Here is an 18,686-nt window from a genome sequence, read left to right as displayed (position 1 = left end):
GAACCCCGCCCGGTTACGACCGGACGACCTTCCCGCCCAGCTCGACGGCGCCGACCTCGTCGTGGTACGCCTCCTCGGTGGCCGCCGCGCCTGGGAGGAAGGCCTGGACCTCCTCCTGGCCGGACCGGTCCCGGTAGTCGTCCTCGGCGGCGAGCAGGCTCCCGACGCCGAACTGATGGAACTGTCCACAGTCCCCGGCGGCGTCTGCGCCGAAGCACACGCCTACCTGGCCCACGGCGGCCCCGCCAACCTGACCGAACTCCACCACTTCCTCTCCGACACCGTCCTCCTCACCGGCCACGGCTTCGACCCCCCCGCCCCCTTGCCCACCTGGGGAATCCTGCCCCGCCGCGGAGCGGCAGCGGAGGCCGTTCGCTCACGTGCGGAGGAGGCCGATCGCCCGTCTGCGGAAAGTCATGCGGAGGCCGGTCATTCACGTGTGGAAGGCCCTGTGGAGGCTGAACGCCCGTCCGAGGAAGGTTTTGCGGAGGCAGGTCACTCGTGGGCGGAAAGTCATGCGGAGGCCGATCGGCCGGCCGCCGAACGTTCTGCGGAGGCCGAGCGTTCGAGGGCTGAACGTGGTGCGAAGGTGACGGATCCCCAGACTTCCGATTCTCGCTCGGGCGAGCACATGTCGGCGCGGGAGCCTTTGGATCAAGGGCCTCGGCCGGTTGTCGGTGTGCTCTACTACCGTGCGCATCATGTGGCTGGGAACACCGCGTTCGTGGAGACGCTCTGTGACGCCGTCGAAGCCGCCGGGGGGCGGGCGTTGCCGGTTTACTGCGCGTCGCTTCGGACGGCGGAGCCGGGGCTTTTTGCGACTTTGCGGCAGGTGGATGCACTAGTTGTCACGGTTTTGGCGGCTGGGGGAACTCGGCCTGCCACCGCTTCGGCGGGAGGTGACGACGGCGCGTGGGACGTGGGGGCGCTGGCGGAGCTGGATGTTCCGATCATTCAGGGGCTCTGTCTCACGGGGGACCGTGCCACCTGGGAGGCGGGGGACGAGGGGCTTTCGCCGTTGGACGCGGCCACGCAGGTCGCCATTCCGGAGTTCGACGGGCGGCTCATCACGGTTCCCTTCTCCTTCAAGGAGATCGATCCGGATGGGCTCACGGTTTACGTCGCCGACGAGGAGCGGGCCGCGCGGGTGGCGGGGATCGCGGTCCGGCACGGGCTGCTGCGGCACGTCCCGGCGGCCGAGCGCCGGGTCGCGATCATGCTGTCGGCGTATCCGACGAAACACTCCCGGATCGGGAACGCGGTCGGACTCGACACCCCCGCGAGCGTGGTGCGGCTGCTGGACGCGATGGCGGCGCGCGGCTACGAACTGGGAGACGACCTGCCCCGGCACGAGGGCGACGCTCTCATCCACGCCCTCATCGCGGCCGGCGGGCAGGACCCCGACTGGCTCACCGAAGAGCAACTGGCGGGCAACCCCGTCCGGATCCCCGCCGAACGGTACATCGAGTGGTACGGCACCCTCCCGGAGGACCTGCGGGAAGGCATGGAACGGCACTGGGGACCGCCGCCGGGGACGCTCTTCGTCCAGGACGGGGACATCGTGCTGGCCGCGCTGCGGTCCGGGAACGTCGTCGTCATGGTGCAGCCGCCGCGCGGCTTCGGCGAGAACCCGATCGCCATCTACCACGACCCCGACCTGCCGCCCAGCCACCACTACCTCGCCGCCTACCGGTGGCTGTCCGGCACGTTCGAGGCGCACGCCGTCGTCCACGTCGGCAAGCACGGCAACCTCGAATGGCTGCCCGGCAAATCGGCGGGCCTGTCCGCGTCCTGCGGCCCCGACGCCGCACTGGGCGACCTTCCCCTGATCTATCCGTTCCTGGTCAACGACCCCGGCGAGGGCACCCAGGCCAAACGCCGCGCCCACGCCACCCTGGTCGACCACCTCGTCCCGCCGATGGCCCGCGCCGACACCTACGGCGACCTGGCCCGCCTGGAACAACTCCTCGACGAGCACGCCTCCATCGCGGCGATGGACCCCGCCAAGCTGCCCGCCATCCGCGCCCAGATCTGGACGCTCATCCAGGCCGCCCGCCTCGACCACGACCTCGGCCTCGACGACCGCCCCCACGACGCCGAATTCGACGACTTCCTCCTCCACGTCGACGGCTGGCTCTGCGAGGTCAAAGACGTCCAGATCCGCGACGGCCTGCACATCCTGGGCGCCGCCCCCGAAGGCGAACCCCGCGTCGACCTGGTCCTGGCCATGCTCCGCGCCCGGCAGATGTGGGCCGGCTCCGAGGCCCTCCCCGGCCTCCGCGAGGCCCTCGGCCTCTCAGAATCAGGCGACGAAACCCGCACCGACGTCGACCAAGCCGAGACCACCGCCCGCGCCCTCGTCTCGGCCATGGAAGCCCACAACTGGGCCCCCACCGCCATCCCCGGAATCGTCCTCGCGCAACTCGCCCCCAGCGAACCGGTCAGCGAGCCAACCGCGGAGGCGCCCGCCGGATCCACCACCGAATCACCCGGCCACCCGGCCACCGAACCAACGAAGGAAGCGCCTGGCGAATCACTCAGCGAACCGGTCGGCGGACCGCGCAGCGGACCAACCAGCGAACCGGTTGGCGGACCGCGCAGCGGACCAACCAGCGAACCGGTCGCCGAGGCGTTCGGCGCAGCAGCCATTCAAGCAGCAGCCATTCAAGTGGTCAGCGAGCCAACCGGCGAAGAGATCGGTGGAGTGTTCGGTGAAGCGGCTTCTCACGTGACGCGCGGAGTGGCCGGTGACGCGGCGGGCCGGATTGAGCTTGTTGAGCGGGTGTTGCGGTTCGCGGCGACGGAGATCGTGCCGCGGCTGGCGCGTACGACGGATGAGATAGACAACGTGCTGCACGCGCTGGACGGGGGATATGTCCCCGCCGGGCCCAGCGGTTCGCCGTTGCGCGGGCTGGTCAATGTGCTGCCGACCGGGCGGAACTTCTACTCCGTCGATCCGAAGGCCGTGCCGAGCAGGCTGGCCTGGGAGACGGGGCAAGCGATGGCCGAGTCGCTGGTTGAGAGGTATCGGGCCGATACGGGGGAGTGGCCTAGGTCGGTGGGGTTGTCGATCTGGGGGACCAGCGCGATGCGGACGGCGGGGGACGACATCGCCGAGGTGCTCGCGCTGCTGGGGGTGCGGCCGGTCTGGGACGACGCGTCGCGGCGGGTCACCGGGCTGGAGGTGATCCCGGCCGCGGAGCTCGGGCGGCCGAGGGTCGATGTGACCGTGCGGATCAGCGGATTCTTCCGGGACGCGTTCCCGCACGTGGTGGCCATGCTGGACGACGCGGTCAAGCTGGTCGCGGGGCTGGACGAGGCGGGGAACTTCGTCAGGGAGCACGTGCTGGCGGACGCGGCGCGGGGGGAGCGGGCCACGCTGCGGATCTTCGGGTCGGCGCCGGGCGCGTACGGAGCGGGGCTGCTTCCGCTCATCGACAGCCGGAACTGGCGGGACGACGCCGACCTGGCCGAGGTGTACGCGGTCTGGGGCGGCTACGCCTACGGGCGCGGCGTCGACGGCGTCGCGGCCAGGGAGGACATGGAGTCGGCCTACCGGCGGATCAACGTCGCCGCCAAGAACGTGGACACCCGGGAACACGACATCGCCGACTCCGACGACTACTTCCAGTACCACGGCGGCATGATCGCCACCGTCCGCGCCCTCACCGGCAAGGCGCCCGCCGCCTACATCGGGGACAGCACCCGGCCTGACGCCGTGCGCACCCGCAGCCTGTCCGAGGAGACCAGCCGCATCTTCCGGGCCCGAGTGGTCAACCCGCGCTGGCTGACCGCGATGCGCAGGCACGGCTACAAGGGCGCGTTCGAACTGGCCGCCACCGTCGACTACCTGTTCGGCTACGACGCCACCACCGGCGTCGTCGCGGACTGGATGTACGACAAGCTGGCCGCCACCTACGTCCTGGACGAGGAGAACCAGCGTTTCCTCAGCGAGTCCAACCCGTGGGCCCTGCACGGCATCGCCGAACGCCTGCTGGAGGCGGCCCAGCGCGGCATGTGGGAGCACCCGGACCCGGAGATCCTGCGCGACCTCCAGGAGGTCTACCTGAAGGCCGAAGGCGACCTCGAAGCCGACTGAAATCTACAAAGTAAAGGCGCCCGGCGGGAGGTTCTCGCTCGATGGCAGGGTCTGGGGGCGGCGGCCGGGGGTCGCCGCCGAGATCCCCTCACGGCGGAGCAGGTCGGCCAGGAGCAGCGCCACCGTCTCCCCGGTCAGCCGCCGGGCCGCCTCCCGCCGCAGCAGCCCCTCGATGACCGGCCACAGCGCCCCGGCGTTCGACGGCGGATCGGGCTCGTGGGTCAGCGCCATCCCGAGCATGGACAGCGGCCCGTCCCCGGGATAGGGCGGCCGCCCCTCCACCGCCGCGTACATGGTCGCCCCCAGCGACCACAGATCCGACGCCTGCGTGGCGCGCTCCCCGCGCATGCGCTCCGGCGCCAGGTAGGCGGCCGAGCGGGTGAGCGGGATGGTCTGCGAGGAGGTCGTGTCCTCCTCCAGGGCCGCGATCCCGAAGTCGGTCAGCACCACCCGGTCCCCGGTCAGCAGGATGTTCTCCGGCTTGATGTCCCCGTGCACCACGCCGCACAGGTGCGCGTGCCGGATCCCCGCCAGAAGCTGGAACCCCAGCCAGGCCGACCAGCGCACCGGCATCCGCCCGATGTGCCCGATCGTCTCCTTCAGGGTCAGCCCCTCCAGGAACTCGGTGACGATCCAGAGCCGGCCGTTCTCCTCGAACAGGTCGTGCACGGTGATGATCCCGGGATGGCTCAGCCGCGCCGCCGACCGCGCCTCCTTCAGGGCGCGCCGCCGGGTGTCCTCCAGGTCGGGCATGTCCAGCCGGTACGGCGGCTGCACCTCCTTGATCGCCACATCGCGAGTCAGCCGCAGGTCATGAGCCTGCCACATGATTCCCGTGCCATCACGACGAATCGGCGAGGCCAGCCGATAGCGCTCCAGGAGCAGTCGTGCGCGATCCGTTCCCATATCCACCCGTCTGCTCCGAGCCCTGCCGTTCCCGAGTTCCATATTGTGCTCTGTCACGGTTCCGGAGGGCGGCGTCACTCCCCGTGCGGGAGATAACGATCCGATCTACACCAGGCCGATCCCGAGGATCATCGTCCCGGCTCCCAGCGCCACTCCGCCGAGCACGGTAAGCCATATCAGTTTGTTCGGCTTGACGTCCGACGGCCGTGCGACCGACAGGAAGAAACCGAGCGGCATCAGGATGGGCGCGGCCACGATCAGCACCCGGGCCAGCGCCCGCATCCCTGCGGACAGATCTGCATGATCTAGGTATAGCAGGGCGACCAGCGCGAAGAGGACCAAAACCCCCGCATGGGCGTGCCCGGCCCGCCAGAGGCCGCGCCGGACCGGGTTGTCGAGGTAGCCGGGGATCCGCCCGAGGATGTGGCCGAGCAGGGAAAGCCCGCCGATTCCGACCCCGGAGACGGTGATGAGCAGGATGCCGGCGGTGCTGAGCGACGAGGGGGACATGGGCCATGATCCGTTTCGTTGGGAAGTGGTGCTATCCAATTGTTGGATAGTTTTGCTATCCAGTCAAGGCCACTTGCGTTTGGCCCGCTCAGCGGGTTGTCTGTCGGCACCGCTTCGCCGAGCCAAAGATCACACGACGATTCAGGCGAGTTGTCGGTCGGTTCGGGGAAGATATGAGGCAGAGAGGTCCCCCGAGCGGAGGTATCACCGATGGCGAGCAAGGACACCGGCGGTCAGAAGCAGACTGGCCGCACCGAGAGTGAGACCCAAGACGTCGAGGCGCAGGACGCCACCGATGTCCAGGAACGGCATGAGAAGCTCACCGACGACGTGGACGCGATCCTCGACGAGATCGACGAAGTGCTCGAAGAGAACGCCGAGGAGTTCGTGCGCAGCTACGTTCAGAAGGGCGGCCAGTAAGGGGGGAATCCCCGTCAGTTTGACCGAAGTCGAGCGGACGTCCGCCGGAGCCGGGCAGGCCCGACAGCCTGCCCGGTGAGCGGCGCGGTCCCGGGGATTCTCTGCGTGAACCGCGGCGTTCCGACCAGTCGCCTACTGGGACGGGGCGCCGCGTCGTTCGCTCACGACCAGTGACTCCTCGCGGTATTCCCTGGCCAGCCGCGCGGAGACCGATTCATCGCCAGGACTTGGCAGCACCGCGAAACAACCGGGCGCCCCCGGGATGACAGTCAGACCGGCAGGCGGTTCCGCCGCCGTCTCCAGCCGCGCGAAGGGCTCACCCGCGCGCAGTTCCACCCGGGTGGTCAGCTCACCCCCGATGATCTCCACCGCCGACACCAGCGTGCCCCGCAGGACGTCGTCGATCTCCCCGCCGTGGCAGACGCCCCGGACCTCCCCGCCGTCCCGGTCCCGCAGCGTGATCGTGCCGCCGGGCCCGGCCTCGACCCGGAGCAGCCCGTTGTCCAGCACTCCCGGAGCCGGCAGACTCCCGCCGGGCACATGACCCGGCGACTGACCCGGCGACCAGGCGGGCGCGGCGGACGCGACCAGGACGATCTCTCCGGACGCCGGGACCGTCACCTGGGCGGCCACCGTCACCATGGGCGCCACGACCTCGCCGCCGACGAGCGTCGGGCCGTGTTCCAGCCACTGCACCGGCACTCCGCTCCCGCCGGGGCCGCGCAGATGCGGGTGGCTCTCCGGCAGGTCTGCGAAGATCACCCCGGTCCGCTCGTACGGCGAGGGGTTGCGCACCACGATCTCCAGTCCCACATCCCGACGATAGATCGTGATATCGCGGGCGCAAGTCGTACATAACAAGCCAGGGATCTTGAATGCGGTTCGCGCTCAGCTGATCGGGAAGAGTGCAAGCAGTGCGCCGAGGTGAGTAGGGTCGGCCTAAACAGACGACACTTGGAGGGAGTCGCGTGGCATCTCAGCAGGCCTGGATGAACAACCTCTTCACGAATACCGGATCTTCGTCGTTCACCGAGTTCTTGGGAGTGCACGCGCCGGATCTGCTGCCGTTCCGGGCCCAGACGCTGGCCGCCCCGGTAGGCGACCAGATCCCGCACGCGACCACGATCATCGCCATGACCTGCGCGGGCGGCGTGGTGATGGCCGGTGACCGGCGTGCCACCTCCGGCAACATGATCCTGCAGCGGGACATAGAGAAGGTGTTCCGCACCGACGACCACTCCTGCCTCGGCATCGCCGGAACCGCCAGCACCGGCATCGAGATGGCCCGGCTCTACCAGGTCGAACTCGAGCACTACGAGAAGATGGAGGGCCGCTCGCTCTCCACCGACGGTAAGGCCAACCGGCTCGCCACCATGATCAAGGGCAACCTGCCGATGGCCATGCAGGGCCTCGCGGTGGTCCCGATCTTCGCGGCCTACGACCTGAATCTGGACGCCGGGCGGATCTTCGGTTACGACGTGGGCGGCGGCCCCTACGAGCAGACGCAGTATCACTCGATCGGATCCGGCTCGATCTTCGCCAAGGGCTCGCTGAAGAAGCTCTACCGGGAGAACGCCTCGCCCGAGGACGCGGTGCTGACCTGCGTGCAGGCGCTGTACGACGCGGCCGACGACGACTCGGCGACCGGCGGGCCCGACGTGACCCGCAAGATCTGGCCGGTGGCCGCGGTGATCACGGCGGAGGGCTACCGGCGCCTCGGCGACGACGAGGTCGCGGGCTACGTGCACGCGATGCTGGAAGCCCGGATGACCAACCCCGACGGCCCCACCGCCCCGCTGCGCTAGAGAGGAACCCCACGAGGTGTCCATACCTTTCGGATACGCATCGCCCGAGCAGATCATGCGCGACCGGGCGGAATACGCGCGGAAGGGCATCGCCCGCGGCCGGAGCGTGGTCGTGATGCAGTACGCGGACGGCATCCTGTTCGTGGCGCCGAACCCGTCCAAGGCCCTGCACAAGATCAGTGAGATCTACGACCGGATCGGCTTCGCCGCGGTCGGCCGCTACAACGAGTTCGAGTCGCTCCGCCTGGCGGGGATCAGGTACGCGGACATCAACGGCTACACCTACAACCGCAACGACGTCACCGGTCGCGGCCTCGCCAACCTGTACGCGCAGCAGCTCGGCATGATCTTCACCGACTCGATCAAGTCCCTGGAGGTGGAGATCGTGGTCGCCGAGGTGGGCGACGCCACCGAGGAGGACCAGATCTACCGGCTGACCTTCGACGGCTCGGTCTTCGACGAGCAGGGCATGGCCGTCATCGGCGGCCAGTCCGAGGCCGTCGCCGGGCGGCTGAAGGAGCGCTACCGGCCGGGGCTGCCGCTGGCGGAGGCACTGGACGCCGCGCTCGCCGCGCTGACCGAGCCCGGTGGAGAACGCCCCCCGAGCGGCCAGCTGGAGGTCGCCGTACTGGACAGGACCCGGGAGCCGCGCAAGTTCCTGCGGCTGGCCGGGCCGCGCCTGGAGCGCCTGCTGGCGGCCCCCGGGGCGTCCCCCGCCCCGCCGGAGCCGACGCTGCCGGAGGATGGCGCGCCCGAGGTCGACACCGGCCCGCCGACCGCCCCGGACGGCGACATCGACACCGGATCCGACTGACGAGCACCGGATGGCCACCGAGATCGGTGGCCATCCGGGCGTTTCGGGGTCCCCCGGGTTCTGGGCACAACCAAATGCGGATTTCGCTAGTCTTTTCCGCATATGACGACTTATATCCGGCAGGCCGCTCTGGCCGTCGCCATACTCTCGCTCGCGGCCTGTTCCGGCACCGAGGCCGCGGCCCCGGCCGCGACGGTGACCGTCACGGCGCCCGCCTCCTCCGCCCCGGCCACCGTCACGGCCACCCCGGCGGGCACCCCGGAGGCCGCCACCCCGGCCGCGACGCCGTCCCCGGAGCCCTCGCCGGCCAACCAGGTGACCGAGCCGTCCGGCGAGTACGACCAGAGTGACGTCATCGGCCCCAAGCAGCCGCGGATCCGGGGCGCCAAATTCCAGTTCGACCCCGGCCACGACTTCACCAAGCGGATCAGCCCCAGCGCCGACGGCATCCTGCGCGGCCGTTTCGTCACCATGAAGGACGGGGACACCGCCGAGTACGTCCCGGTCCGCTGGGACGGCGGCACCTACGTCACCCCCGCCGAGGGCGACGGCACCGCCTACGCCGCGACGCTGGCGCCCGGCGTCGTCTACCTGAGCGCCACCGGCTGCACCGGCAACGATCAGACGATCAACGACGACGCCCTCGGCACCCAGCGCTGCTCCCGCGCGCGACTCGCCGAGCACGCTCGCGACGGCCGCCTCACCGCCATGATCACCGTGACGAACGGCCAGGTCACCAAGGTTGTGGAGATCTATTTCTGACCGTTCGGCGACCCCCGGGCCGCGCCCGGCGACAATCCACTTCATGATCCCTATGTCGTTCCGCCATTCGGGGCATAGGGTGATGTGATGGATCGTCGCATCTTCGGGCTGGAGAACGAGTACGGCGTCACCTGCACATTCCGGGGGCAGCGCAGGCTGTCACCGGACGAGGTGGCGCGCTACCTGTTCCGGCGAGTGGTGTCCTGGGGCCGATCGAGCAATGTCTTCCTCCGCAACGGCGCACGCCTGTATCTGGACGTGGGCAGCCATCCCGAGTACGCCACGCCCGAGTGCGACAACGTCGTGGAGCTGGTAACCCACGACAAGGCGGGCGAGCGAATCCTGGAAGGTCTTCTGGTGGACGCCGAGAAACGGCTCCGCGAGGAAGGCATCGCCGGGGACATCTACCTGTTCAAGAACAACACCGACTCGGCCGGGAACTCCTACGGCTGCCACGAGAACTATCTGGTCGGCCGGCACGGCGAGTTCGGCCGCCTGGCCGACGTGCTGATCCCCTACCTGGTCACCCGTCAGATCATCTGCGGCGCCGGCAAGGTGCTGCAGACGCCGCGTGGAGCGGTCTACTGCGTCTCGCAGCGGGCCGAGCACATCTGGGAGGGCGTTTCGTCGGCGACCACCCGGAGCCGCCCGATCATCAACACCAGGGACGAGCCGCACGCCGACGCCGAGCGGTTCCGCCGCCTGCACGTCATCGTCGGCGACTCCAACATGAGCGAGACCACCATGCTGCTCAAGGTCGGCGCCACCGACCTGGTGCTGCGCATGATCGAGGCCGGCGTGGTGATGCGCGATCTGTCGCTGGAGAACCCGATCCGGGCGATCCGCGAGGTCTCGCATGACATGACCGGTCGCCGGAGGGTCCGGCTGGCCAACGGCCGGGAGGCGTCCTCGCTGGAGATCCAGCAGGAGTACCTGGGCAAGGCCAAGGACTTCGTGGACCGGCGCGGCGGCGACGAGATCAGCAAGCGGGTGCTGGAACTCTGGGAGCGCACCCTGCGCGCGGTGGAGACCGGCGACCTGGACCTGGTCTCCCGGGAGATCGACTGGGTCACCAAATACCAGCTGATTGAACGTTACAGAAAGAAGTACGACCTGCCGCTGTCCTCGCCCAGGGTCGCCCAGCTGGATCTGGCCTACCACGACGTGCACCGCCGCCGGGGCCTGTTCTACCTGCTGCAGAAGCGCGGCGCGGTGGAGCGGGTGGCGTCCGACATCAAGATCTTCGAAGCCAAGTCGGTCCCGCCGCAGACCACCCGGGCCAGGCTGCGCGGCGAGTTCATCCGCAGGGCGCAGGAGAAGCGCCGTGACTTCACGGTTGACTGGGTGCACCTGAAGCTGAACGATCAGGCGCAGCGCACGGTGCTGTGCAAGGACCCGTTCCGCAGCGTCGACGAGCGGGTGGACAAGCTGATCGCGGGAATGTGATCTCCTTACATCATCCAGACAGCGGGTTCGGGTAGTGTGACGCGGACCCGCTGTCCGATTCCCGCTGTCTTCCTGAGGATTCACATCATGCGCCGCCGCACGGCCATCGCCGCCGCCGCTCTACCTCTGCTTCTGACCGCTGTCGCGTGCGGCACCGCCCAGAAGACCGCCACCGGCGCCACGCCCGCCGCCACCACCTCCGCAGGCACCGGCACCGCCGCGGCCGCGCCCAGTTCGGCCGCGCCCGCCGCGACGCTGTCCGGGCCACTCGGCGACGCCAAGAACATCAAGGTCGACGGGACCGCCGGCACCATGCCGAAGGTCACCTTCCCGGCCGGGAATCCGGCGCTGAACTCCTCGGCGCGGGTGATCGCCGCCGGTGACGGCACCGCCGCCAAGGACGGTGACACCCTGGTCGCCAACGTCAGCGTGTACACCTGGGACGGCAAGGAGAACAAGGTCGTCGGCTCGGCGTACGAGAAGGGCACGCCCGAGTTCGTGCCGGTCAACCAGAACCTGCCGAAGGTGCTGCACGACGGTCTGGTCGGCCTGAAGCCGGGCGGCCGGGTGCTGGTGGTGATCGCCAAGGACAGCCTGGACCCGACCATGATCGACAACGCCAAGCAGCAGGGCACCGACTTCGGGGTGACCTCGCAGGTGCTGGTCATCGACATGGTCGGCTCGGCCGCCAGGGCCGCCGTGGGCAGCGCCAAGGACCCGGGCATCGCGGGCGTCAAGCTGGTCAACCCGGGCGACGAGTCGGCCCCCACGCTGACCACCAAGACCACCGAGCAGCCGCCGAAGGACCTGGTCGTCAAGACCGTCATCCAGGGCGACGGCCCGAAGGTGAAGGAGACCCAGACGGTGATGGTGCACTACACCGGCAAGATCTGGGGCTCCGACCAGGAGTTCGACTCCAGCTGGAAGCGTGGCGAGGCCACCCAGTTCGCCCTCAACCAGGTCGTCAAGGGCTGGTCGCAGGGCCTGACCGGCGTCCCGGTCGGCAGCCGCGTCGTGATCACCATCCCGCCGGAGCTGGGCTACGGCAAGGAAGGCCAGGCGCAGGCCGGCATCAAGGGCACCGACACGCTGGTGTTCGTGGTGGACGTGCTCGGCGCGGTTTGATCGACGGTCCGGAGCCCTCCTTCCCTTCACGGGGAGGAGGGCTCTGGCATTTCCGTACACTCCGGCTGTGGACAGTGATGAGGCGGTGGCCCTGCTCGGGGACCCGGTGCGGCGGGAGCTGTACCGGTTCGTGGCCGCCCAGGGCCGCCCGGTCGGGCGGGCGGAGGCGGCGGAGGCGGCCGGGGTGGCCCGCGGGCTGGCCGCCTTCCATCTCGACAAGCTGGTCGACGCGGGGCTGCTGACGGCGGAGTTCAAGCGGCTGGGGGAGCGGACCGGGCCGGGAAGCGGGCGGCCGGCGAAGGCGTACCGGCGGTCCGGGACCGAGCATCTGGTCAGCCTGCCGCCCCGGGACTACCGCACGCTGGCGCTGATCCTGGCCGAAGTGGTGGACCTGCTCGGCGGCGACGAGCTGGCCGAGGAGGCGGCGCGGCGGGCCGGGCGAAAGCTGGCCGCCGGCGACCAGTCCGGTTCGGTACGGGAGTTGCTGGCCCGCCAGGGCTACGAGCCCTACGAGGAGGACGGGGTGCTGCGGCTGCGCAACTGCCCCTTCCACGTCCTGGCCGGGGAGCATCCGCTGCTGGTGTGCTCGATGAACCTGTCGCTCTGCCAGGGCCTGCTGGGCGACGGCGCGACCGCCGGACTGGACCCTCGGCCGGGGGAGTGCTGCGTGGTCGTTTCTAAAATTAATAAGAATTGACATAGAGGGCCGCGCTGGGAATGCTGGTGCCATGCATCTGGCCCAGCTGAACGTCGCGCACCTGCTCGCCCCTCTCGACTCCCCCCAGCTGGCGGACTTCGTCGCCCTGCTGGAGCCCACCAACGTGCTCTCCGACGCCGCGCCGGGCTTCGTCTGGCGGCTGAAGGGCGGCGAGGATCCGACCGACACCGTGCAGCACGACTACGGGGACGACCTCGTGATCAACTTCTCGGTCTGGGAGTCGCGCGAGGCGCTCTGGAACTTCGTCTACCGGTCCCGGCATCTGGCCGTGTTACAGCGCCGGCGGGAGTGGTTCCAGCGGATCGCGGTGCCGTACAGCGTGATGTGGTGGGTGCCGGAGGGGGAGCTTCCCGACCTGGCGGAGGGGATGGCCCGGCTGGAGCGGCTCAGGACCGGAGGGCCCGGCCCGGAGGCGTTCACCTTCAAGGAGTTCTACGACCCCGTCAGCGCGTGATCACCGCCCAGTCGAAGGTCTTGCCCTTCGGGCCGATGGCGGAGACGTTCAGGGTGTCGTCGCCGGTGATCTGGACGGCCAGGAAGTGGTGGCGCTTGCGGGCGGCGGCCCGTTTGGGCAGGCCAGGGCAGCCGTACTTGATCGGGTAGAGGCCGGCCCCGCCGCCGCCGGTGACGATGTAGTTGACCCCGTAGGGGGAGATGAAACGCTGGTAGTTGTGGTCGTGGCCGTTCAGGACCAGGGCGACCCGGTGGCGTTCCAGGATCGGCACCCAGTACTTGTCCACGGCCGCGGTCGAGCCGTGCAGCGAGCACGACCAGGCGGGCTGGTGGAACACCACCACCCGCAGCCGCGGGCCCGGCGCCGACAGCTGGCGGTCCAGCCAGCCGGCCTGCTCGGGGTGGTCGCGGTTGGCGTCCAGGAACAGGAACTCGGCCCCGGGCAGCCGCTTCGCGAACGGCGGCACGGGCAGCCCGAGCGCCTTCAGCTGCTCGTCCCCGTGCCCGGCCTGCACGTCGTGGTTGCCCAGCGAGGCCCAGATCGGGGCCTTCAGGTCCGCGTACGGCTTGGTGAGCACACCCTCGATCTTGTCCGGCTGCCCGTCGGGATAGACGTTGTCGCCGGTCGTGATGATCGCGTCCACCCGGCGGTTGGCCGCCCACCTTTTCATCGCCCGCGCCACCCGGCGCTGGGCCCGCCCGCCGGTGCCGGCGTCGCCGACCGCCAGGAAGCCGACCGGCTTGACCTCGCCGTCCGCCGACCCCGCCACGGTGGCGGCCTCGCTCGGGATGGGCTCGGCGTCCGCGCTCGACCCCGCGCACCCCGGGACCAGCAGCAGGGCCGCGCCCAGCAGCGCCCGCCGCCTGGCGTTTCCGAAATGTACGGCGATGCGGGAGTACCGCCCCGACGCCGTTCCTCGTCTTGCGTTCATTCGCCAGATGCTAGGAGCCACACCCCCGCTGAGCTGGTATTTCAGGCCAGGAGCGTGGCGGTGTGGCGGCCCGCGGCGGCGCAGGTCAGGAAATAGGCCAGATCCTGGTCCAGGTTCCGGCCCATCGTGGACAGGGGGATGGGGGACTTGCGCAGCGCCTCGTACAGGCCGTCCACGGAGACCTCCACCAGGATGTGCCGGGAGGCCAGGTCGGCCGACTGGTAGCGGACCTGGTCGCCGAACTCGCCCGGCAGCGCGGGCACCACGACCTCGGCGGGCGCCAGCGCCACCCGGCCGTACGCGGTGAGCGAATGGTGGGACACCCCGAGGTGGCGTTCGCGCCGGTCGCCCTCGCTGACCCGGAGCGCGGCCACCGCCCGCCCGCCCAGCGTCGCGGCCGCGTTGACCGCCTCGCCGGCCATCACGCCGGAGAAGCCCCAGCGGGTGCCCGTGCCCAGATTGCCGGGGCCCTGGGCCACGATCGTCACGTCGGCCTTCAGGACGTGCCTGGCGGCCAGCAGGGCGGTGTGCGTGGTCACCGCCTCCACGTCGCCGCCGAACGCCTGCCCGGCCGTCACCACGCCGCACAGCCAGCCGAGTTCGCGGAGGCGGGCGCAGGTCATCGAGAACCAGGCCGGCAGGGCGCCGCCGTCCTGCATCACGTAGGCGACCCTGATCTCGGGGCGGGAGGCGTACAGCCCGCACAGGATCGGGGTGAGGGCCGAGTGCAGGTCGGCGACCACGACGGGCATGCCGTCCAGCGAGTCGGCGTCGCGGAGCAGCTCGTGGTGGGGCGAGTCCTGCTCGTCCGCGCCCTGCACGGTGGCCTGCAGCGGGGTGTACCGCGCCTTCACCAGATGCCCGGGACCGACCGGATCTTGTGGCAAACGGTCCGGAATGGCCACCACCATGGCGTAACCTCCCGTACCGAGGCCCATCGCGAGTGCGGTCGTGTTCAGGAGCACCGCGTCGCCGGGTTCCGGACGGCCCACCAGCGCGGGATAGGCGAGCGCACGGCACCGGGTTCCGTCCTCGACGGACACCTCCAGTTCCACCGCGCCCGGCCAGTCACGCCTGATCTCCAGGACCTCGCCCTTGCGCCATCTGATCACCTGGAAAAGGGTAGCGTTCTTCATCGGAGAAGGAGGGGAGGGGCTATGTCCCGGCGGAAGACCGAGCGATTGCTCAATCTGGTGATCTGCCTGCTCTCGACCCGGCGTCCGCTGAGCGCGGAGCAGATCCGCCACGTCGTCCCGGGATACGACCCGGACAACGACGAAGCCTTCCAGCGCATGTTCGAGCGGGACAAGAACGAGCTGCGCGAGATCGGCATCCCGATCGAGGTCAACAAGGACCCGTGGGAGGACGATCCGGGCTACCGAATCGTCCGGCAGGCGTACGAGCTGCCCGAGATCACCCTGGAGCCCGACGAGGCCGCCGTGCTGGGCGTCGCCGCGCAGGTCTGGCAGCGGGCCAACCTGGCCGAGGCGGCCAGCGGCGCGATGCTCAAGCTGAAGGCGGGCGGCGTGGAGACCGACCTGGTGGAGGGCCCGCTGGAACTGCGGGTGGACACCAGGGACGCGTCCTTCCCGACGCTCTGGGAGGCCGTCAGGGACCGGCGGGCGGTCTCGTTCGACTACCGCTCCTCCGGCAGCGAGACGGTGCTGCGCCGGGTGGTGGAGCCGTGGGGCGTGGTCAGCCGCCGCGGCCGGTGGTATCTGGTCGGTCACGACCGGGGCCGCGACGACACCCGGGTGTTCCGGCTGAGCCGCATCGCCGGCGCGGTCAGCCCGGTCGGGCGGCCCGGCGCCGTCGTGGTGCCCGACGGCATCGACCTGCGCGCCCAGGTCGGCTACGCGCGCGAGGAGTTCCCCGAGCGCACCGCCCTGCTCCGGGTCCGTCCCGGCACCTGCCAGGGGCTGCGGCACCTGGCCAGGGAGGTCAGGCCCGGCGCCGAATGGGACGAGGTGGATCTGGCGTTCACCGACACCGAGCGGCTGGCCGGGTGGATCGCCAGCCTGGCCGCCGACGCCCAGGTGATCGATCCGCCGGACGCCCGCGAGGCCGTCATCCGGCGCCTGAAGGGAGCCCTGCGGTGAACGACCGGCTGCCCCGGCTGCTGGCCCTCGTGCCATATCTGATGTCCCATCCCGGGGCGCAGGTGCCCGAGGTGGCCAGGCTGTTCGGGCTGAACGAGAAGCAGCTCATCGACGATTTGCAGCTGGTCTGGATGTGCGGGCTGCCCGGGCACACGCCCGGCGACCTGATCGACGTCTCCTGGGACGGCGGCGAGATCCTGATCGACAACGCCGAGACCATCGCCCGGCCGCTGAAGCTGGGCGTGGACGAGGTCAGCGCGCTGCTGGTGGCCCTGCGCATGCTCGCCGAGCTGCCCGAGTTCGCCGGGACCGAGGCGCTGGCCCGGGTCATCGCCAAGCTGGAGCAGGCCGCAGGCGACGGCGCCGCCGCCGTCAGCAACCAGGTCGCGGTGGAGATCGACACCGCGCCCGGCGCGCTCGGCACCGTCACCTCGGCGGCCAGGCAGCGCCGCCGGGTCTCGCTCCGCTACTACGTGCCGGGCCGCGACGAGGTGACCCCGCGCGAGGTGGACCCGCTCCGGGTGGTGCTGGTGGACGGCCACCACTACCTGGAGGGCTGGTGTTACCGGGCCGAGGCGATGCGGATGTTCCGGGTGGACCGCATCCTCGCGGTCGACCTGCTCGACGTGCCCGTGGACCCGCCCGCCGAGGCCGAGCCGATCGACGTCACCGACGGCGTCTTCCGGCCGTCCGAGAGTGACGAGCTGGTGGAGCTTGAGCTAACCGCCGCGGGCCGCTGGGTGGCCGAGTACTACCCGGTGGAGAGCGTGCACGAGCTCGGCGAGGGCCGCCAGCGGGTCACCCTGCGGGCCCGCGACCAGAGCTGGCTGGTCCGGCTGGCGCTGCGGCTGGGCGACTCCGGGCGGGTGCTCAAGCCGGAGTCGCTGGCCGGGCAGGTCGCCGACACCGCCAAAGCGGCCCTGGCCAACTACTACTGAGGGGCGTCATGAGCTGGATCTATGCCGCGGTCGGGTTCGGCGTGGCCGGGCTGGCCGTGCTCGGGGTGCTGACCGCGCGGGTGCTGGTCGCGGCGCGCGGTCTGGGACGTGAGATCGACCGGGCCAGGCAGCGGATCGAACCCGGACAAAACAGACTCCGCGCAGAGATCGGGAATCGTCCTTCCGAAGGATGACATCTATGCTGTCGCAGGGCATGGTGATGAGTACTGTCCGCACGGCGTACCATCGGGCTGAGACGTGCAGGTGCATCTTCGGCCCCGTAAGGAAGTGTCATGCCTAACCTGGGACCCACTGAGCTGATCATCATCGGGCTCATCGTCATCCTTCTGTTCGGCGCGAAGAAGCTTCCGGACACGGCCCGCGCTCTTGGCCAGTCGCTCCGGCTGTTCAAGAAGGAAACCAAGAAGATGAACGAAGAGGACGAGGACGCGACCGTCGCGCAGGCGCAGCCCGTGCCGGCGCCCCCGGCGCAGCTCCCGCCCACCGTTCCGGCCGCGGCCAACCCGGCGACACCCTCGGTCGAGGACCGGCTGCGCACGCTGGAGGAAGAGAACGCCAAGCTGCGGGCCACCCAGGCCGACAAGCAGAACTGAACTCCCTTCCCCTAGCCCAGGAATCGTCCAATGGCGCTGCTGAAACGGTCGACGCCCTCGGCCGCGAGTGACGACGACGGCCGCATGTCGCTCATGGATCACATCCGTGAGCTCCGCAACCGCATCGTCAAGATCATTCTTGGCGTGGTGGCGGGGACGATCGTCGGGTTCATCTTCTTCGACCCGATCTGGGATTTCATGACCGGCCCGTTCTGCCGCCTGCCGGCGGCGTACAAGATGGGCGACGGCACCGAGTGCAACCTCGTGGTCGGCAGCGTGACCGGCGGCATCTTCATCAACCTGAAGGTCGCCTTCATGTTCGGCATGGTGGTGTCGGCGCCGGTCTGGCTGTACCAGCTCTGGGCGTTCGTCACGCCGGGTCTGTACCGCAACGAGAAGCGCTACTCCTTCACCTTCCTCGGCATCGCCGTGCCGCTGTTCCTGTCCGGGTCCGCGCTGGCGTACCTGACCATGGACAAGGGCCTGTCGCTGCTGCTGGGGTTCGTGCCGGAGAACGCGATCGCGCTGATCGACGTCAACGACTACCTGTCGTTCCTGATGCTGATGCTGGTCATCTTCGGCGTGTCGTTCCTGCTGCCGCTGCTGATGGCCTTCCTGAACATTATCGGCGTGCTGCGCTACTCGGCCGTGGCCAAGCACCAGCGCATGGTCGTGTTCCTGATGTTCGTGTTCGCCGCGGTCGCCACCCCGAGCCAGGACCCGTTCACCATGCTGGCCCTCGGCCTGCCGATGATCGGCCTGTTCTACGTGGCGCTGGCGTTCATGTTCTTCCGCGACCGCAAGCGTGACGCGCTGGACGCCCAGCGGGCCAGGCTGCTGGAAGAGGAGCTCGACGGCGGTCCCGGCGTCCCGGTCGACGACTAGTGGCCGGCCCGCTCGTCGTCGTGGTCAATCCGGCCGCGCGGGGCGGGCGCGGCATCCGGCTGCTCGCCCCGGTCCTGGACCGGTTACGCGCGGGCGGCCGTGACGTCACGGTCCTGATCGGCGACTCCGCGGAGGACGCGCTGGCCCAGGTCCGTACGGC

At 69.9% G+C, this 18,686-nt stretch carries 19 protein-coding genes; 14 read left to right on the top strand and 5 right to left on the bottom strand.

All coding sequences use genetic code 11. From position 1 onward, the window contains the following. The first annotated feature begins 175 nt into the window (after window positions 1–175). Window positions 176–4,099 carry a cobaltochelatase subunit CobN gene (locus tag Acor_RS30160; protein ID WP_422664844.1) on the top strand — a complete coding sequence of 1,308 codons (3,924 nt, stop codon included), beginning with the start codon at window positions 176–178 and terminating at the stop codon, window positions 4,097–4,099. A 3-nt stretch (window positions 4,100–4,102) separates the two neighbouring features. Here Acor_RS30160 and Acor_RS30155 read toward each other — a convergent pair whose 3' ends face one another. Together Acor_RS30155 and Acor_RS30150 are read right to left on the bottom strand one after the other, a co-directional pair. Next, a complete protein-coding gene (locus Acor_RS30155; protein WP_170317134.1) occupies window positions 4,103–5,005 on the bottom strand; it encodes a serine/threonine-protein kinase in 903 nt (300 codons plus the stop codon). Window positions 5,006–5,110: 105 nt separating this feature from the next. After that, a complete protein-coding gene (locus tag Acor_RS30150) occupies window positions 5,111–5,515 on the bottom strand; it encodes a hypothetical protein (RefSeq protein WP_155340157.1) in 405 nt (134 codons plus the stop codon). Between the two features lie 210 nt (window positions 5,516–5,725). Between Acor_RS30150 and Acor_RS30145 the strand changes: the two genes are divergently transcribed. Further along, window positions 5,726–5,935 (top strand): ubiquitin-like protein Pup, encoded by a 210-nt coding sequence (locus tag Acor_RS30145; RefSeq protein ID WP_155340156.1) that lies wholly within the window; start codon window positions 5,726–5,728, stop codon window positions 5,933–5,935. A gap of 132 nt (window positions 5,936–6,067) precedes the next feature. Here Acor_RS30145 and Acor_RS30140 read toward each other — a convergent pair whose 3' ends face one another. Continuing rightward, window positions 6,068–6,748, bottom strand: a complete 681-nt coding sequence (locus tag Acor_RS30140) for a hypothetical protein (RefSeq protein WP_155340155.1) — start codon at window positions 6,746–6,748, stop codon at window positions 6,068–6,070. 176 nt (window positions 6,749–6,924) lie between these two features. On the opposite strand from Acor_RS30140, the gene prcB reads away from it, so the two are divergent. From prcB to Acor_RS30105, 7 genes are all read left to right on the top strand, one after another. Further along, the gene (gene prcB, locus Acor_RS30135; RefSeq protein ID WP_155340207.1) at window positions 6,925–7,740 is read left to right on the top strand and encodes a proteasome subunit beta; all 816 of its coding nucleotides are present in this window, start codon (window positions 6,925–6,927) and stop codon (window positions 7,738–7,740) included. Between the two features lie 16 nt (window positions 7,741–7,756). Then, entirely contained in the window at window positions 7,757–8,554 is a 798-nt protein-coding gene (gene prcA / locus Acor_RS30130; RefSeq protein WP_155340154.1) for a proteasome subunit alpha, read from the top strand. A 102-nt stretch (window positions 8,555–8,656) separates the two neighbouring features. After that, window positions 8,657–9,316 (top strand): superantigen-like protein SSL4, encoded by a 660-nt coding sequence (locus Acor_RS30125; RefSeq protein ID WP_155340153.1) that lies wholly within the window; start codon window positions 8,657–8,659, stop codon window positions 9,314–9,316. 87 nt (window positions 9,317–9,403) lie between these two features. Further along, entirely contained in the window at window positions 9,404–10,762 is a 1,359-nt protein-coding gene (pafA, locus tag Acor_RS30120) for a Pup--protein ligase (protein ID WP_155340152.1), read from the top strand. An 87-nt stretch (window positions 10,763–10,849) separates the two neighbouring features. Further along, window positions 10,850–11,887, top strand: a complete 1,038-nt coding sequence (locus Acor_RS30115; RefSeq protein WP_155340151.1) for an FKBP-type peptidyl-prolyl cis-trans isomerase — start codon at window positions 10,850–10,852, stop codon at window positions 11,885–11,887. A gap of 67 nt (window positions 11,888–11,954) precedes the next feature. Further along, complete coding sequence (locus Acor_RS30110) at window positions 11,955–12,584, top strand: helix-turn-helix transcriptional regulator (protein WP_155340150.1); 630 nt, start codon at window positions 11,955–11,957, stop codon at window positions 12,582–12,584. Window positions 12,585–12,615: 31 nt separating this feature from the next. Then, window positions 12,616–13,059, top strand: a complete 444-nt coding sequence (locus Acor_RS30105; protein ID WP_155340149.1) for a DUF3291 domain-containing protein — start codon at window positions 12,616–12,618, stop codon at window positions 13,057–13,059. Here Acor_RS30105 and Acor_RS30100 read toward each other — a convergent pair. Continuing rightward, complete coding sequence (locus Acor_RS30100; protein ID WP_155340148.1) at window positions 13,049–13,990, bottom strand: metallophosphoesterase family protein; 942 nt, start codon at window positions 13,988–13,990, stop codon at window positions 13,049–13,051. The genes Acor_RS30105 and Acor_RS30100 overlap by 11 nt on opposite strands. Window positions 13,991–14,031: 41 nt before the next feature. Continuing rightward, window positions 14,032–15,102 (bottom strand): DUF3866 family protein, encoded by a 1,071-nt coding sequence (locus Acor_RS30095; protein WP_218034572.1) that lies wholly within the window; start codon window positions 15,100–15,102, stop codon window positions 14,032–14,034. 45 nt (window positions 15,103–15,147) lie between these two features. Between Acor_RS30095 and Acor_RS44825 the strand changes: the two genes are divergently transcribed. The 5 genes from Acor_RS44825 to tatC all read left to right on the top strand — a co-directional run bounded on the left by Acor_RS44825 (window position 15,148) and on the right by tatC (window position 18,526). Continuing rightward, window positions 15,148–16,089, top strand: a complete 942-nt coding sequence (locus Acor_RS44825; protein ID WP_155340146.1) for a helix-turn-helix transcriptional regulator — start codon at window positions 15,148–15,150, stop codon at window positions 16,087–16,089. Next, a complete protein-coding gene (locus tag Acor_RS30085; protein WP_308805697.1) occupies window positions 16,086–17,027 on the top strand; it encodes a helix-turn-helix transcriptional regulator in 942 nt (313 codons plus the stop codon). Before Acor_RS44825 ends, Acor_RS30085 begins: the two co-directional genes overlap by 4 nt. Window positions 17,028–17,035: 8 nt before the next feature. Continuing rightward, on the top strand, window positions 17,036–17,221 hold the full coding sequence (locus Acor_RS30080; protein ID WP_155340145.1) for a hypothetical protein: 186 nt from the start codon (window positions 17,036–17,038) through the stop codon (window positions 17,219–17,221). A 99-nt stretch (window positions 17,222–17,320) separates the two neighbouring features. After that, window positions 17,321–17,641 carry a Sec-independent protein translocase subunit TatA gene (tatA, locus tag Acor_RS30075; protein WP_155340144.1) on the top strand — a complete coding sequence of 107 codons (321 nt, stop codon included), beginning with the start codon at window positions 17,321–17,323 and terminating at the stop codon, window positions 17,639–17,641. Between the two features lie 30 nt (window positions 17,642–17,671). After that, window positions 17,672–18,526, top strand: coding sequence for a twin-arginine translocase subunit TatC (tatC, locus tag Acor_RS30070; RefSeq protein ID WP_155340143.1), 855 nt, complete (start codon window positions 17,672–17,674; stop codon window positions 18,524–18,526). Window positions 18,527–18,686: the final 160 nt, after the last annotated feature.

The sequence above is a fragment of the Acrocarpospora corrugata genome (assembly GCF_009687845.1).
In the GTDB taxonomy this organism is placed as follows: Bacteria; Actinomycetota; Actinomycetes; order Streptosporangiales; family Streptosporangiaceae; genus Acrocarpospora; species Acrocarpospora corrugata.
Note: the sequence above shows the minus strand (reverse complement) of the source record. Positions and strands in the feature narration are given on the sequence as shown.